The sequence below is a fragment of the Pseudoduganella lurida genome (assembly GCF_007830455.1).
Lineage (GTDB): Bacteria > Pseudomonadota > Gammaproteobacteria > Burkholderiales > Burkholderiaceae_D > Rugamonas > Rugamonas lurida.
The window spans coordinates 17,897-32,997 of sequence record NZ_VLLB01000004.1; the positions used below are offsets into that span (position 1 = coordinate 17,897).

Consider the following 15,101-nt stretch of genomic DNA (forward strand, 5'->3'; position numbering starts at 1 on the left):
TACGGAGAACCTAATGGACTTTAGCATAAAAGCATTCGACACAAAGAACACGATCGCGTCCGCGCGAAGCGGCTGTGTCGCAGTGGCTGTATTCGAAAACAGGAAGCTTTCGGGCGCCGCCCAGGCCCTCGACGGCGCCGGCGACATCACGCAGGCCCTGAAGTCCGGCGACATTACCGGCAAGGCCGGCACCACGCTGCTGCTGCGCGGCGTGCAGGGCGTGGCGGCCGAACGCGTGCTGCTCGTTGGCCTGGGCAACGCGGACAGCGTGACCGAGAAGGCCTACAGCACCGGCGTCCAGGCCGCACTGAAGGTGTTCGCCACCCTGGGCGCGGCGGACGCCATTATGGCACTGCCACTGGCGGAAGTGAATGGCCGCGACGCCGCCTGGGCGATCCAGACGACCGTGCTGGCCGCGCGTGACGCGATCTACCGCACCGACGCGCAGAAATCGAAGAAGGATCCGGCACCGGCCGGCGTGCGCAAGCTGACCCTGGCCGTGCCGGGCAATGCCGCCGGCAAGGCCGCGCTGGCGCAGGCCATCGCCGTGGCGAACGGCGTGAAGCTCACGAAGGACCTGGCCAACCTGTCGGCCAACGTCTGCACGCCGACCTACCTGGCCGACACCGCGAAGCAGCTGGCCCGCGATTACCAGTTCAACGTGGAAGTCCTGGAGCGCAAGCAGCTCGAAGCGCTGAAGATGGGCAGCTTCCTGTCCGTCACCAACGGCAGCGAGCAGCCGCCGAAGTTCATCGTCCTGAAGCACATGGGCGGCAAGCCGAAGGATGCGCCGGTCGTCCTGGTCGGCAAGGGCATCACGTTCGACACGGGCGGCATCTCGATCAAGGCCGGTCCCGGCATGGACGAGATGAAGTACGACATGGGCGGCGCCGCCTCGGTGCTGGGCACCTTCCGCGCGATCGGCGAAATGGGCCTGAAGCTGAACGTGATCGGCATCGTGCCGTCGTGCGAGAACATGCCGTCCGGCCGCGCCACCAAGCCGGGCGACATCGTCACGTCGATGAACGGCCTGACGATCGAAGTGCTGAACACGGATGCCGAAGGCCGCCTGATCCTGTGCGACGCGCTGACCTACGCCGAGCGCTTCAACCCGGCCGCCGTGATCGACGTGGCCACGCTGACCGGCGCCTGCATCGTGGCACTGGGCCACCACCACAGCGGCCTGTTCACGCGCGACGACGACCAGCACAATGCGCTGGCCGAGGAAATCGCCGCGGCCGGCCGCGCCACGGGCGACACCACGTGGCGCCTGCCGATCGGCGAACAGTACAACGACCAGCTGAAGTCGAACTTCGCCGACCTGGCCAACATCGGCTCGCCGGGCGGCGCATCGTGCACGGCCGCCGCATTCCTGGAAAACTTCACGCGCAAGTACCCGTGGGCCCACCTGGACATCGCCGGCACGGCATGGAAATCGGGCGCTGCGAAAGGTGCCACCGGCCGCCCGGTGCCGCTGCTGACCAACTTCCTGCTCAATCGCGTGTAATGCGCTGCGCGTGATCGGATGCCGATCGCGGTGATGGAGGCGGCCCTGCGCGGGCCGCTTTTTTATTGGCGATCGCAGGCGCTGAAACAGGTGTCTGACACCATCCCCGCCACGCTGCGCGTTTGCCTCGCCTCAGGCCGTCGGGCGTGGCGTGAGACACCGAGATTGCACCGGCCCGGCGCAAGGAACGTTCAGTAGATGACGGAGCCGCCCTGCGGTGGCGCAGGCGGTGTCGAGGGTGCTGGAGTGGGCTGGACGGCAGGCTGGCTCGCCTGCGGCGGCGCGGCAGGGGCCGCGGCGGGGGAAGCGGCAGGCGCCGGCGCGGCGGCCGGCTGCGGCTGGGCAGGTGGCACCCGCTGAAGCAGCACGGTGAGCGTGGCGGGATAGTCGAAGCCGGCGCCCGTCTGGCGGTCGATGTACTGGCCGGCACCGGCGGTGAGCAGGATATTGCCCCAGCGCGAGCTGTTCTGCTTCGGCCCGATCTCGTCGACGGCCCACACGTCGTTCTGGCGGCAGTCGACCACCAGCGGCTTCGTGCTCTTGCGGATCTGCACGCGGCCGGGCGAATGGACGAACCAGCGCCCCACGTCGTTGGACAGCACGCAGCCGATGCCGGCCACCTGCTGGTGATCCAGCACCGTCTGCACCATGACATACTGTTCGGTGGTTTCAGTGAGCGTGCCGCAGCCTGCGGCAGCGATGGACAGCGCGCCGCCGATGGCCACACGACGCAGCGCGGACAAGCAATACCTACGCTGGAAGCACTTCGACAGGAAAGCCAGCGGCTGTAAAGCCAGCAGCACAACGGACGCAGTCAAGCCGCCCGCCACTGGCGCGGCATCAGCCAATCCGGCGCGGCGCGCTGGCACCGTGCCGGACCTGGACGTCTGCCGGGTCGGCATGCAGCTCAGTCGCCGTTCTTGGCGGCCTGCTTCTGCTTCAGTCCCTGGATGACATGCAGGATGTCGTCCATGGCCGTATCGTCCCGGCTCTTGAGTGCCGAGAAGGCATCGAGCACTTCGTTCAGCACCTGCGTGCGGACTTCGGCTTCATCCGCGGCGATGACCGGGGGACGTGCCGCGGCGCCGGCGCGCGCGGTTTTCTCGACGGCTTCCTTCGGCGCAGCCTTGCGGCCAGCCGGCGTCTTGCCGTGTTCCAGTGCCGCCTGCCAGATCAGCCAGCGGCGCTGCGTTTCAAAGACCAGATATTCTTCCGGCTTGTCTTCGCGGCGGCGGACGATGTGTCCGTCTTTCTGAGCCCATGTTTCGAATGCAGATCGCATTTTCTTCCTTTACAAATGCTTTGCACGTTTAAACCAAGTGTTTCTAGATAGTACCACCACTTGTCGCACGACAACATCACAGCAGCATTTTTTTTGCAATGTTGTTGCGCCGACGACGCCTGAGCCGGCCGGACAGTCCCGGGAACGTACCTGGAAGCCGCCATATCTGGATGAGCCAACAGGTTGCCAGCAGTGTTGCGCTGCTTTCTTACCGCGCCGGACCAGCAAAGTATACGTCGAATCAGGCATTTGCCAGACTGATTTTAGTACTATTTTGATAACTGAAAGGCTAAAACGGCAATTATTTTCGATGAAGCCGCATTTTGCAACAGAAATTGCGTCTGAGAGTAGTCTAGTTATATTCAATTGCTGACTTACTGCAATTGTTTGTTTGGCTATTGTATTCGTTTTCACGCTCTTTTGGGAGTGGCCTTTGCGGTAAGATGCGCCCCGTTTCGCGAATACTTACAAGGATTAACATGCAGCTCGCCACCTGGAACGTCAATTCCCTCAATGTCCGGCTACCCCATCTGCTGCAATGGCTGGAAGCCAATCCTGTCGACGTGATCTGCCTCCAGGAGACCAAGCTCACGGACGACAAATTCCCCGTCGCCGCACTGGAAGCCGCCGGCTACCAGGTGCAGTTCAGCGGCCAGAAAACTTATAACGGGGTGGCCATCGCCTCGCGCCTGCCGATGGGCGACGTGGTGCGCAACAACCCGCTGTATCCGGACGAGCAGCAGCGCATCCTGGCCGCCACGATCGACGGCATCCGCGTCGTCTGCGCCTATGTACCGAACGGCCAGGCGGTCGGTTCCGACAAATACACTTATAAACTGGGCTGGATGGCGGCCCTGCGCGACTGGCTGGCCGCCGAGCTGGCGGGCAACCCGCAGCTGGCCGTGCTGGGCGACTACAACGTGGCGCCGGAAGACCGCGACGTGCACGACCCGGCCGCCTGGGAAGGCGAAGTGCACGTGTCGCCGGCCGAGCGCGCGGCATTCCAGGCCCTGCTGGACCTGGGCCTGGCCGATGCCTTCCGCCGCTTCGACCAACCGGAAAAAAGCTACAGCTGGTGGGATTACCGCATGCTGCGCTTCCAGAAGAACCAGGGCCTGCGCATCGACCACGTGCTGCTCTCCGCGCCGCTGGCGGAACGCTGCACGGCGTGCGTGATCGACCGGGCGCCGCGCAAGTGGCAGCAGCCGTCCGACCACGTGCCGGTCATCGCCACGCTGGCTTAGGCAATCCCGCCCTCGGCCACGCCTCTCAGCCCGCGCTCCGCTCCAGCATGTTCTGCGCATTGGCGCGCGGCACGGGCTGCGAGAACAGGTAGCCCTGGGCGAACTGGCAGCCCTGCCGCTGCAGCAGGGCGTACTGCCCTTCCGTCTCCACGCCTTCGGCCACCACCGAGAGCTGCAGGCTGTCCGACAGCGCGATGATCGCCGCCACGATGGCGCGGTCCTCCGCGCTCTCTTCCAGGTCCTTGATGAAGGCCCGGTCGATCTTGATCTTCCGGACCGGGAAGCGCTTCAGGTAGGCCAGGCTGGAATAGCCCGTGCCGAAATCGTCGATCGACAGGCGGATGCCCATCGCGTTGATCTGGCCGAGAATGTCCAGCGTCTGCTCGCCATGCTGCATCAGCGCCGTTTCCGTGATCTCGAATTCCAGCAGGGCCGGATCGACGCCCGTCTCGTCCAGGATGCGGCGCACCGCCGGTACCAGGCTGCGGTGCATGAACTGGCGCGGCGACAGGTTCACGGCCAGCGGCACGGGCGCCAGGCCCTGGCGCTTCCACTCCGTGATCTGCTCGCAGGCGCGCCGGATCACCCACTCGCCCACCGGCACGATCAGGCCGTTCTCCTCGATGATGGGGATGAACTTGTCCGGCCCCACCAGGCCGGTGCCGGGACGCCGCCAGCGGAGAAGCACTTCCATCGTGTGCAGGCGGCGCGTGCCGATGTCCATGATCGGCTGGAAGTGCAGCTCGAACTGGTTCAGCGCCAGCGCGCTGCGCAGGCTGCTCTCCAGTTCCAGGTAGGAGGCCGAAGCGCTCATCTTCTGCGTGAAGAACTGCCAGTTGTTGCGCCCTGCCTGCTTGGCGTGGTACATGGCCGCATCGGCATGGCGCATCAGCGTCTCGACATCGCCGCCATCGTCCGGACACAGGCAGATGCCGATCGACGGGGTCACATGCAGCGTATGGCCCTCCAGCGGGAACGGGGCGGCCAGCGCGTCGATGATCTTGTCGGCCACCTGCGATGCCTCGGCCGCCTCGCGGATGCCCGGCACCAGCACCACGAACTCGTCGCCACCGAGCCGCGCCACGGTATCGCTGGCGCGCACCGCGCGGCACAGCCGCCCCGCCACTTCCTGCAGCAATGCGTCGCCGGCGAGGTGGCCCAGCGAATCGTTGATGGTCTTGAAGCGGTCCAGGTCGAGGAACATCACGGCCAGCTGCTGGCCGGTGCGCTGCGCGGACAGCACGGCGCGCTCCAGCCGGTCCGCCAGCAGCGCGCGGTTCGGCAGGCCCGTCAGGCTGTCGTGGTAGGCCATGTGGTGTACGCGCGCCTCGGCCTGGCGGCGCTCGACGATCTCGCCCTGCAGCATGGCATTCGCGCCGGCCAGTTCGGCGGTGCGTTCCAGCACGCGCACTTCCAGTTCGTCGCGCGCGCGGCGGATCGCCTCGGCCGATTCGCGGCGCGCCGTCACGTCGTCCACCATCCAGACCGAACGGCCCTTCGGCTGCTTCCAGTCGAACGGCCGGCCGGACATGCGGCCCCAGAACGTGCTGCCATCCTTGCGGCGCAATTCGTATTCGAGCGAACTGACCCGGCCCGCCATGAAGTCCGACGTGGTCTCGCGGCGTGCCACGGCCCAGGCGGCGTCGTCCGGATACAGCGCTTCGATCGGCACGCCGGCCAGCTCGCCCGGGCCATAGCCGAACAGCTCTTCCATCTTGGCGTTGCAGCGCAGCGTGTAGCCGCCTTCGGCCACCGAGATGCCCAGCACCGCGCTGTCCAGGATCGCCTGGTTCTCCAGCAGCGCATTGCGCAGCGTGGCCTCGGCCGCCTTCTGCTTCGTGCGGTCCTCGGCGATCCAGATGGTGCCCTGCTCGGGTGCTTCGGGATTGACGACGTAGGCGATCAGCTGGGCCCAGAACGTGGTGTCGTCGTTGCGGCGCAGCTCCACTTCGGTCTGGAACGGCCGGGCCAGCGCCAGCAGCGGCGCGGCCTGCGCATCCGTTTCCTCGTAGGCGTCCTGCGACGGATACAGCAGCGTGGCCGGCATGCCCAGCGCCTCGTCGGCGTGGTAGCGGAACATCTCGCCGAAACCGCGGTTGTGCCGCGTGATCACGCCGTGGCGGATGAACAGGATGGAGATCGACGCATTCGTCATCAGCGCCTCGATCTCCATTCCGTTCTGGCGCGACAGCGTCACGTCCTCCAGGATCCAGATCGTGCCGCCCTCGTGGTGCTCCAGGTCGACGGCGCTGGCGCGCACGCGGCACCAGAACAGCGAACCGTCGCGGCGGCGGAACTGCATTTCCTTCTTCTCGAACGGCAGTCCCCGCGCCAGCACGGCGGTCCATTCGCGGCCGAACGCCTCGGAAGCTTCCGGCGAGGCGAACACGATGCCCGAATGCAGGCCGGCCATCTCCTCCGGCGTGTAGCCGAACATCTCGGCCATGCGCGGATTACAGCGCAACATGATCTGGTTCTTGGTGAACAGGATGCCGACCGAAGCATTGTCGAGGATGGCCTGCTGCTCCAGCAGCAGCTTGCGCGTGGCTTCGCTGCCCGTGCGCTGCTCGTTGATGTCCTCGACGATCCAGACCATGCCTGCCGCGGCATCGGCCGGATCGATCGCGCGGCCATGGGCACGGCACCAGAACAGCTGGCCGTCGCAGCGTCGCATGCGCGTCTCCAGGGTGACGGCGCGGCCATCGGCCAGCACCGGCAGCCATGCCATGCGCAACTCTTCGTATTGCTCGCGGTCCGGATACAGCACCAGGCTGGGCAGGCCCTCGAGCGCAGGCCGCTGGTAACCGAACATCTCGGCGGCGCGGCGGTTGCATTCGAAGATATGTTCGTGCTTGCTGAACAGGATGCCGACGGCCGCATTTTCCAGGATGGCCTGCTGCTGCAGCAGCGTCTGGCGCAAGGCGCGCTGGTCGCGCAGCACGGCGCTGATGTCGCGCAGCACGATGGTGGCACCGCGCAGGCCGAACCCGGCGGGCAGCGGCTTCATGGTGATTTCCACGGCCACTTCCTGGCCGCCCGCGAGGACGATGACGCTGTTCCACCGCCCCGCCACGTTGCCCTGCAGCGCATCGCGCATGGCCTGTTCGCCCTCCTTGCGCACGCGTGCGGCCAGGAGTTCTTCCAGCGCCATGCCGCTCGCGCTGCCGGGCAGCAGCGCATCGAACTCCTCGTTGGACGCGACCATGATCCCATCCGCACCGCATGCGCAGGCCGGCATGCCGATCAGCTGCAGGGCATCGGCAATCGGGTCGTTGCGGGGGGAAGCGTGATTCATGGATCCGGATGGTAGGTGGCAAGGCGGACTGCCTGAAGGCAACTCGCGAGCATGATGATAGCCCACCCGGACTCGCACACGCCATGGACAAACGGCGCTGCCCGCGGTAGCGGGCATCATTACAACGGTTGGTTACAAGTTTCAGTCCTGAATTTTACATTTCCGGCACGCGCACCCAGCCTTCCATCAGCACGCGGGCACTGCGGCTCATGCTCGCCTTCGTCACCTGCCACTGGCCGTTGGCCTCCACCGCAGCGGCACCCACGCGCAGCGTGCCGGAGGGATGCCCGAAGCGCACCGCCGTGCGCACGCCGCCGCCGGCGGCCAGGTTGACGAGCGTGCCGGGAATCGCGGCGGCCGTGCCGATCGCCACGGCGGCGGTGCCCATCATGGCGTGGTGCAGCTTGCCCATCGACAGCGCGCGCACCAGCAGGTCGATGTCCTGGGCATGTACCCTCTTGCCGCTGGACGCCCCATACGTGGCGGGCGGCGCCACGAAGGCGATCTTCGGCGTGTGCTGGCGGCGGGCCGCTTCGTCCACCTGCGCGATCAGTCCCATGCGCACCGCGCCATGCGCTCGGATCGTCTCGAACATCGCCAGCGCCTGCGGGCTGCCGTTGATGGCGTCCTGCAGCTCGGTGCCCGTGTAGCCGATGCTCGCCGCGTCAATGAAGATGGTGGGGATGCCGGCATTGATCAGCGTGGCGCGCAGGGTGCCGACACCCGGCACGTCGAGATCGTCGACCAGGTGCCCGGTGGGGAACATGGCGCCCCCGCCGCCCTCCCCTTCGTCCGCCGGATCGAGGAACTCCAGCTGCACCTCGGCGGCCGGGAACGTCACGCCATCGAGTTCGAAATCACCCGTCTCCTGTACCGCGCCGCCGCTGACCGGCACGTGGGCCACGATCGTCTTGCCGATATTGGCCTGCCAGATGCGCACCACGCACAGGCCATTCTCCGGGATACGCGCCGGGTCGACCATGCCGGCCGCGATCGCGAACGGCCCGACCGCGGCGGACAGGTTGCCGCAATTGCCGCTCCAGTCCACGAACGGCTGGTCGATCGCGACCTGGCCGAACAGGTAGTCGACGTCATGCCCGGGCCGCGTGCTGGGCGACACGATGACGGCCTTGCTGGTGCTGGAGGTGGCGCCGCCCATGCCGTCGATCTGCTTGCCGTACGGGTCCGGGCTGCCGATCACGCGCAGCAGCAGCGCGTCGCGCGCGGCACCCGGCACCTGCGCGGCGGCCGGCAGGTCCTGCAGCCGGAAGAACACGCCCTTGCTGGTGCCGCCGCGCATATAGGTCGCGGGGATCTTCACCTGCCCGCCGCTCATGCCGCCACCGCCGCGGTCGTCGCCAGGAAATCCTGGGCGAAGCGCTGCAGCACGCCGCCCGCTTCGTAGATCGCCAGTTCCTCGGCCGTATCGAGCCGGCACAGCACAGGCACCGTGACGCTGGTGCCGTCCCTGCGGTGGATGACCAGCGTGAGCGTGGCGCGCGGCTGCCGCTCGCCGACGACATCATAGGTCTCGCTGCCGTCCAGGCCCAGCGTGGTGCGATCGACGCCGCCCGTGAATTCCAGCGGCAGCACGCCCATGCCCACCAGGTTGGTGCGGTGGATGCGCTCGAAGCCTTCGGCCACGATGGCTTCCACGCCGGCCAGCCGCACGCCCTTCGCGGCCCAGTCGCGCGACGAGCCCTGGCCGTAGTCGGCACCGGCGATGATGATCAGCGGCTGCTTGCGTTCCATGTAGGTTTCGATCGCTTCCCACATGCGCGTGACGGTCCCTTCCGGTTCGATGCGTGCCAGCGAGCCGGCCTGTACCCGCCCATCGACGACCACCATCTCGTTCTTCAGCGTGGGATTGGCGAACGTGGCGCGCTGCGCCGTCAGGTGGTCGCCCCGGTGCGTCGCATACGAATTGAAGTCTTCTTCCGGCAGGCCCATCTTCGCCAGGTACTCGCCGGCGGCGCTGTCGAGCAGGATGGCGTTCGATGGCGACAGGTGGTCCGTGGTGATGTTGTCGCCCAGGAGGGCCAGCGGCCGCATGCCCGTCAGCGTGCGCTCGCCGGCCAGCGCGCCTTCCCAGTACGGCGGCCGGCGGATATAGGTGCTGGGCGCCCGCCAGTCGTACAGCGGGCTGACGCCGTCGCCCGTCTCCTCGGTGCGCGCGAACATCGGGATGTACACCTTGCGGAACTGCTCGGGTTTGACGCTGGTCGCGACCACCGCGTCGATCTCCTCGTCGGACGGCCACAGCTCCTGCAGCCGGATGGCCCGGCCATCGGCATCGTGGCCGAGCACGTCCTTCTCGATATCGAAGCGGATCGTGCCGGCGATCGCATAGGCCACCACCAGCGGCGGCGATGCGAGGAACGCCTGCTGCGCATACGGGTGGATGCGGCCATCGAAATTGCGGTTGCCGGACAGGACGGCCGTCGCATACAGGTTCCGCTCGACGATCTCCTGCTGGATGGCGGGATCGAGCGCGCCGGACATGCCGTTGCACGAGGTGCAGGCATACGCGACGACGCCGAAGCCCAGCGCCTCCAGTTCCGGCAGCAGGCCGGCCTCTTCCAGGTACAGCGTGACGGCCTTCGAGCCCGGCGCCAGCGACGTCTTCACCCATGGCTTGCGCAGCAGCCCATGGCGGTTGGCATTGCGGGCCAGCAGGCCGGCCGCGATCATGTTGCGCGGGTTGTTCGTGTTGGTGCAGCTGGTGATCGCCGCGATGATCACCGCGCCATCGGGCATGCGGCCCGGTTCGTTCTCGACGATGCCGGCGATGCCGCGCGCCGCCAGTTCCGAGGTCGGCACGCGCTTGTGCGGATTCGACGGCCCGGCGATATTGCGCACGACGGTGGCCAGGTCGAAGCGCAGCACGCGTTCGTATTCGGCGTCCTGCAGGCTGTCCGCCCACAGGCCGGCCTGTTTCGCATACCGTTCGACCAGCGCCACCTGCGCCTCTTCGCGCCCGGTCAGCCGCAGGTACTGGATGGTCTGCTCGTCGATCGCGAACATGGCCGCGGTGGCGCCGAATTCCGGTGCCATGTTGGCGATGGTGGCGCGGTCGCCCAGCGTCAATGCTGCCGCCCCCGCACCGTGGAATTCGAGGAAGGCCGACACCACCTTTTCCTTGCGCAGGAATTCGGTCAGCGCCAGCACGATGTCGGTGGCCGTGATGCCCGGCTGCGGCCGGCCGGCCAGCTCGACGCCGACGATGTCCGGCAGCCGCATCCAGGAGGCGCGCCCCAGCATCACGGTTTCCGCTTCCAGCCCGCCGACACCGACCGCGATGACACCGAGCGCATCGACCATCGGCGTGTGCGAATCGGTGCCCACCAGCGTGTCCGGATAGGCCACGCCATCGTCCACCTGCACCACCGGCGACATGCGTTCCAGGTTGATCTGGTGCAGGATGCCGTTCCCCGGCGGGATCACGTCGACATTGCGGAAGGCGCGCCTGGTCCATTCGATGAAGTGGAAGCGGTCCTCGTTGCGGCGGTCCTCGATGGCGCGGTTCTTCGCGAAGGCATCCGGATCGAAGCCGCCGCATTCCACGGCCAGCGAGTGATCGACCACCAGCTGCGTGGGCACGACGGGGTTGACGAGGGCCGGGTCGCCGCCCTGCCCGGCGATGGCATCGCGCAGGCCGGCCAGGTCCACCAGTGCCGTCTGGCCCAGGATGTCGTGGCAGACCACGCGCGCCGGGAACCACGGGAAGTCCAGGTCGCGCCGGCGGTGGACCAGCTGCTGCAGCGAGGCCGTGAGCTGGGTGGCATCGCAGCGGCGGCACAGGTTCTCGGCCAGCACGCGGGAGGTGTAGGGCAGCTTGTCGTAGGCGCCGGCCTCGATCGCCTCGACGGCAGCGCGCGCATCGAAGTAGTCGAGCGAGGTACCGGGCAGATTGGTCCGGTACGCGGTGTTCAGGAGCGGCTTCATTACCGGCGTTCCCCGATCGGCACGAACTGCAGGTCTTCCGGCCCCACGTAGTTGGCGCTCGGGCGGATGATCTTGTTGTCGATGCGCTGCTCGATGATGTGCGCGGCCCAGCCGGACGTGCGCGAGATGACGAACAGCGGCGTGAACATCGCCGTCGGCACGCCCACCATGTGGTACGACACGGCGGAGAACCAGTCCAGGTTGGGGAACATGTTCTTCACGTCCCACATCACCGTTTCCAGGCGCTCGGCGATGTCGAACATCTTCAGCGACCCCGCTTCCTGCGACAGGCTGCGCGCCACTTCCTTGATCACCTTGTTGCGGGGGTCGGAGACCGTGTAGACCGGATGGCCGAAGCCGATCACCACTTCCTTGTTCGCGACGCGGCTGCGGATGTCCGCTTCCGCTTCGTCCGCATTGTCATAGCGCTTCTGGATATCGAGTGCGACCTCGTTGGCGCCGCCGTGCTTCGGGCCGCGCAGCGCGCCGATCGCACCGGTGATGGCCGAATAGATGTCGGAGCCCGTGCCGGCGATCACGCGCGCCGTGAAGGTGGACGCATTGAACTCGTGTTCCGCATACAGGATCAGCGACGTGTGCATCGCCTGCACCCACGAATCGGGCGGCGGCGTGCCATGCAGCAGGTGCAGGAAGTGGCCGCCGATCGAATCGTCGTCCGTTTCCACATCGATGCGGCGGCCCGCATGGCTGTAGTGGTACCAGTACAGCAGCATGGAGCCGAACGATGCCATCAGGCGGTCGGCGATGTCGCGCGCGCCGGCCAGGTTGTGGTCGTCCTTCTCCGGCAGCACGCAGCCGAGGACGGACGCGCCGGTGCGCATCACGTCCATCGGATGCGCGCCGGCCGGCAAGGCTTCCAGCGCCAGCTTGACGGCCTGCGGCAGCCCGCGCAGCGAGCGCAGCTTGGCCTTGTATCCCTTCAGTTCGCCGGTGGTGGGCAGCTTGCCGTGCACCAGCAGGTAGGCGATCTCCTCGAACTCGCAGGCGCCGGCGACATCGAGGATGTCGTAGCCGCGGTAGTGCAGGTCGTTGCCCGTCTTGCCGACGGAGCACAGCGCGGTATTGCCGGCGGTGACGCCGGACAGGGCCACGGATTTTTTCGGCTTGAAGGGGGTCGGTTCGGTCATGGGGTCTCCTTATTGTTTCTGGGCGGCGAACAGGGCATCGAGCTTGCGTTCGAAGTCATGGTAGTTGATGCGCTCGTACAGTTCGTCGCGCGTCTGCATCGTGTCGAGCACGCTCTGCTGCGTGCCGTCGCGGCGGATCGCACCGTACACGTTCTCGGCCGCCTTGTTCATCGCGCGGAAGGCGGACAGCGGATACAGCACCAGGCCCACGTCCGCATCGCGCAGCTCGTCCACCGTGAACAGCGGCGTGGCGCCGAATTCCGTGATGTTGGCCAGCACCGGCACCTTGACGGCGGCGGCGAACTGCCGGTACATCGCCAGGTCCGTGATCGCTTCCGGGAAGACCATGTCGGCGCCCGCCTCCACGCAGGCGATGGCCCGTTCCAGCGCGGCGTCCAGTCCCTCCACGGCCAGCGCATCGGTGCGCGCCATGATGACGAAGTTTTCGTCGGTGCGCGCATCGACGGCCGCCTTGATGCGGTCCACCATTTCGGCCTTGCCGACGATCTCCTTGCCGGGCCGGTGGCCGCAGCGCTTGGCGCCCACCTGGTCCTCGATGTGCAGCGCGGCGGCGCCGGCCTTGATCATCGACTTCACGGTGCGCGCCACGTTGAACGCGGAAGCGCCGAAGCCCGTGTCCGCATCGACCAGCAGCGGCAGGTTGCACACGTCCGTGATGCGGCGGATATCGGTCAGCACATCGTCCAGGTTCGAGATGCCCAGGTCCGGCAGGCCCAGCGAACCGGCCGCGACGCCCCCGCCGGACAGGTAGATGGCGCGAAAGCCCGCGCGTTGGGCCAGCAAGGCATGGTTGGCGTTGATGGCGCCGACGACCTGCAGCGGCGACTCTTCACGGACAGCCTGGCGGAAAGCGGCGCCGGCGGAAGGCAGACTCATGGTGGTTCCTCTCTACGTTGCGATCCGTGTGCTTTTGCAAGGCCCGTGCCATGCCGCCTGCGCAAGCGAATCAAGCACTTGCAACGGCTTCGGCTCTCTGCGCGCGTTTCAAGCTGAACCATTGAAACAATGGTGCACTATAATTTGCAACATGGCCTATCGTACTCCTCCAGCCCCCGCCGCGCCCGAAGGCGACAAGCCCGTCATCTGGACCGTTTCCGTGTCGCGCCTGTCCGGGCTGTTCCGCGACATCACGCCCGAATACGATGCACTGGCCACGATCGAACCGATCCACCTGGGATTCGACGAGGCGGTGCGCCACATCCGCGAGCGCCTGGCCACGGAGCGCTGCGATGCCGTCATCTCCGCCGGGTCGAATGCGGCCTATCTGAAAGGCCGGCTGGCCGTGCCCGTGGTGGTGGCCAAGGCCAGCGGCTCGGACATGCTGCGCGCCCTGGCGCGGGCACGGCGCGCCTCGGAACGCATCGCCGTCGTCACCTACCAGCAGCCGGTGCCGGAACTGGCCGACTTCGCCGCCACCTTCGGCGTGCCCATCGAGCAGCGTACCTACGACACGCAGGAAGACGCGCGCGCGCAGATCCGCGAACTGAAGGGGGCCGGCGTGCAGGCCGTGGTGGGTGCGGGCCTGGTCACGGACCTGGCTACCGAGGCCGGGCTGACGGGCGTCTTCGTCTATTCGTCCGCCTCGATCCGGCAGGCGTTCGACGATGCGCTGGACATCGCCCGCGTCGGGCAGCTGGAACCGGTACGCCGGCAGCAGCGCACCGGTGCGGCGCCGGATACGCTGCGCGCCCGCCACGGCCTGGCCGACTTGCGCGGGGATTCGCCCGCGATGGAAAAGGTGCGCCAGGCCGTGGTGCTGTACGCACGCTCGCATGCCACGGTGCTCATCCAGGGCGAGACGGGCAGCGGCAAGGAACTGGCCGCGCAGGCCATCCACCGCGCCGGCCAGCAGGGCGCCCGGCGCCCGTTCGTGGCGATCAACTGCGGCGCGATTGCCGAGTCGCTGCTGGAATCGGAGCTGTTCGGGCACGAGGAAGGCGCGTTCACGGGCGCGCGCCGCGGCGGCCGGCCCGGGCTGTTCGAGGCGGCCGACGGCGGCACGCTGTTCCTCGACGAGATCGGCGAGATGCCGTTGCCGCTGCAGACCCGGCTGCTGCGCGTGCTGGAAGAGCGCGAAGTCGTACGCGTGGGCGGCACGCGGCCGGTGCCGGTGGACGTGCGCATCGTCAGCGCCACGCATTGCGACCTGGAGGAGCGCATCCGCGCAGGCCGCTTCCGTGCCGACCTGTTCTACCGGCTGGCGGTACTGCGGCTCGTCCTGCCGCCGCTGCGCGAACGGGCTGCCGACATCGTGCCGCTGCTCGAATGGCTGCTGCGGGGCGCGCTGGCCGCGCTCGGCACGCGCGCGCAGCCAAACCTGCGCGCCGAACTGCAGGCCTGCGCGCCGCTGCTGGCGAACCACCCCTGGCCCGGCAATGTGCGCGAACTGCGCAACCTGGCCGAGCGGCTGGCGCTGTTCCTGTCCGCCGAGCCGCTGCGCGCGCTGACGCCCGCGTTCGTGTTGTCGGTGAGCCCGGAACTGGCACAGGAACCCAGCCACGCGGCCGCCTCGACCGGTGCGCCTGCCGCCACCAGCGCCACCGAAGCCCTGCGCCGCTTCGACGGCCGGCGCGATGCGGCCGCGGCTTATCTCGGCATCAGCCGCACCACGCTGTGGCGGCGGCTGCGCGAGGAAGGCGCCGCGTGAGGGACGCCCGCC

At 67.5% G+C, this 15,101-nt stretch carries 10 protein-coding genes; 3 read left to right on the forward strand and 7 right to left on the reverse strand.

Translation table 11 applies throughout. The annotated features are described in order from the left end of the window. Nucleotides 1-13: 13 nt before the first annotated feature. A complete protein-coding gene (locus IP91_RS12505; RefSeq protein ID WP_145649356.1) occupies nt 14-1,507 on the forward strand; it encodes a leucyl aminopeptidase in 1,494 nt (497 codons plus the stop codon). Nucleotides 1,508-1,698: 191 nt separating this feature from the next. On the opposite strand, the gene IP91_RS26215 is transcribed toward IP91_RS12505, so the two are convergent. Beyond that, complete coding sequence (locus IP91_RS26215; protein ID WP_199754586.1) at nt 1,699-2,250, reverse strand: hypothetical protein; 552 nt, start codon at nt 2,248-2,250, stop codon at nt 1,699-1,701. Nucleotides 2,251-2,414: 164 nt separating this feature from the next. Next, nucleotides 2,415-2,789: a phiTE_015 family protein gene (locus IP91_RS12515; RefSeq protein WP_145649357.1), complete on the reverse strand. Its 375-nt coding sequence runs from the start codon at nt 2,787-2,789 to the stop codon at nt 2,415-2,417. 479 nt (nt 2,790-3,268) lie between these two features. Here IP91_RS12515 and IP91_RS12520 point away from each other — a divergent pair, with 479 nt between their 5' ends. Further along, complete coding sequence (locus IP91_RS12520; RefSeq protein ID WP_145649358.1) at nt 3,269-4,033, forward strand: exodeoxyribonuclease III; 765 nt, start codon at nt 3,269-3,271, stop codon at nt 4,031-4,033. Between the two features lie 25 nt (nt 4,034-4,058). On the opposite strand, the gene IP91_RS12525 is transcribed toward IP91_RS12520, so the two are convergent. The 5 genes from IP91_RS12525 to prpB all read right to left on the reverse strand — a co-directional run bounded on the left by IP91_RS12525 (nt 4,059) and on the right by prpB (nt 13,318). Continuing rightward, nucleotides 4,059-7,328 (reverse strand): bifunctional diguanylate cyclase/phosphodiesterase, encoded by a 3,270-nt coding sequence (locus IP91_RS12525; RefSeq protein ID WP_145649359.1) that lies wholly within the window; start codon nt 7,326-7,328, stop codon nt 4,059-4,061. A 154-nt stretch (nt 7,329-7,482) separates the two neighbouring features. Continuing rightward, nucleotides 7,483-8,664, reverse strand: coding sequence for a 2-methylaconitate cis-trans isomerase PrpF (prpF, locus tag IP91_RS12530; protein ID WP_145649360.1), 1,182 nt, complete (start codon nt 8,662-8,664; stop codon nt 7,483-7,485). Further along, the gene (gene acnD, locus IP91_RS12535) at nt 8,661-11,261 is read right to left on the reverse strand and encodes a Fe/S-dependent 2-methylisocitrate dehydratase AcnD (protein ID WP_199754601.1); all 2,601 of its coding nucleotides are present in this window, start codon (nt 11,259-11,261) and stop codon (nt 8,661-8,663) included. Before acnD ends, prpF begins: the two co-directional genes overlap by 4 nt. A gap of 11 nt (nt 11,262-11,272) precedes the next feature. Continuing rightward, nucleotides 11,273-12,421, reverse strand: coding sequence for a bifunctional 2-methylcitrate synthase/citrate synthase (gene prpC, locus IP91_RS12540; RefSeq protein ID WP_145649362.1), 1,149 nt, complete (start codon nt 12,419-12,421; stop codon nt 11,273-11,275). Nucleotides 12,422-12,430: 9 nt separating this feature from the next. After that, on the reverse strand, nt 12,431-13,318 hold the full coding sequence (prpB, locus tag IP91_RS12545) for a methylisocitrate lyase (protein WP_145649363.1): 888 nt from the start codon (nt 13,316-13,318) through the stop codon (nt 12,431-12,433). Between the two features lie 151 nt (nt 13,319-13,469). Here prpB and prpR point away from each other — a divergent pair, with 151 nt between their 5' ends. Next, on the forward strand, nt 13,470-15,089 hold the full coding sequence (gene prpR, locus IP91_RS12550; RefSeq protein ID WP_145649364.1) for a propionate catabolism operon regulatory protein PrpR: 1,620 nt from the start codon (nt 13,470-13,472) through the stop codon (nt 15,087-15,089). Nucleotides 15,090-15,101: the final 12 nt, after the last annotated feature.

What these genes read in the sequence shown, in the direction of transcription:
- IP91_RS12505 (WP_145649356.1), top strand. Translation starts at nt 14, where the DNA reads ATGGACTTTAGCATAAAAGCATTCGACACAAAGAACACGATCGCGTCC.
- IP91_RS12515 (WP_145649357.1), bottom strand. Translation starts at nt 2,789, where the DNA reads ATGCGATCTGCATTCGAAACATGGGCTCAGAAAGACGGACACATCGTC.
- IP91_RS12520 (WP_145649358.1), top strand. Translation starts at nt 3,269, where the DNA reads ATGCAGCTCGCCACCTGGAACGTCAATTCCCTCAATGTCCGGCTACCC.
- IP91_RS12525 (WP_145649359.1), bottom strand. Translation starts at nt 7,328, where the DNA reads ATGAATCACGCTTCCCCCCGCAACGACCCGATTGCCGATGCCCTGCAG.
- prpF (WP_145649360.1), bottom strand. Translation starts at nt 8,664, where the DNA reads ATGAGCGGCGGGCAGGTGAAGATCCCCGCGACCTATATGCGCGGCGGC.
- prpC (WP_145649362.1), bottom strand. Translation starts at nt 12,421, where the DNA reads ATGACCGAACCGACCCCCTTCAAGCCGAAAAAATCCGTGGCCCTGTCC.
- prpB (WP_145649363.1), bottom strand. Translation starts at nt 13,318, where the DNA reads ATGAGTCTGCCTTCCGCCGGCGCCGCTTTCCGCCAGGCTGTCCGTGAA.
- prpR (WP_145649364.1), top strand. Translation starts at nt 13,470, where the DNA reads ATGGCCTATCGTACTCCTCCAGCCCCCGCCGCGCCCGAAGGCGACAAG.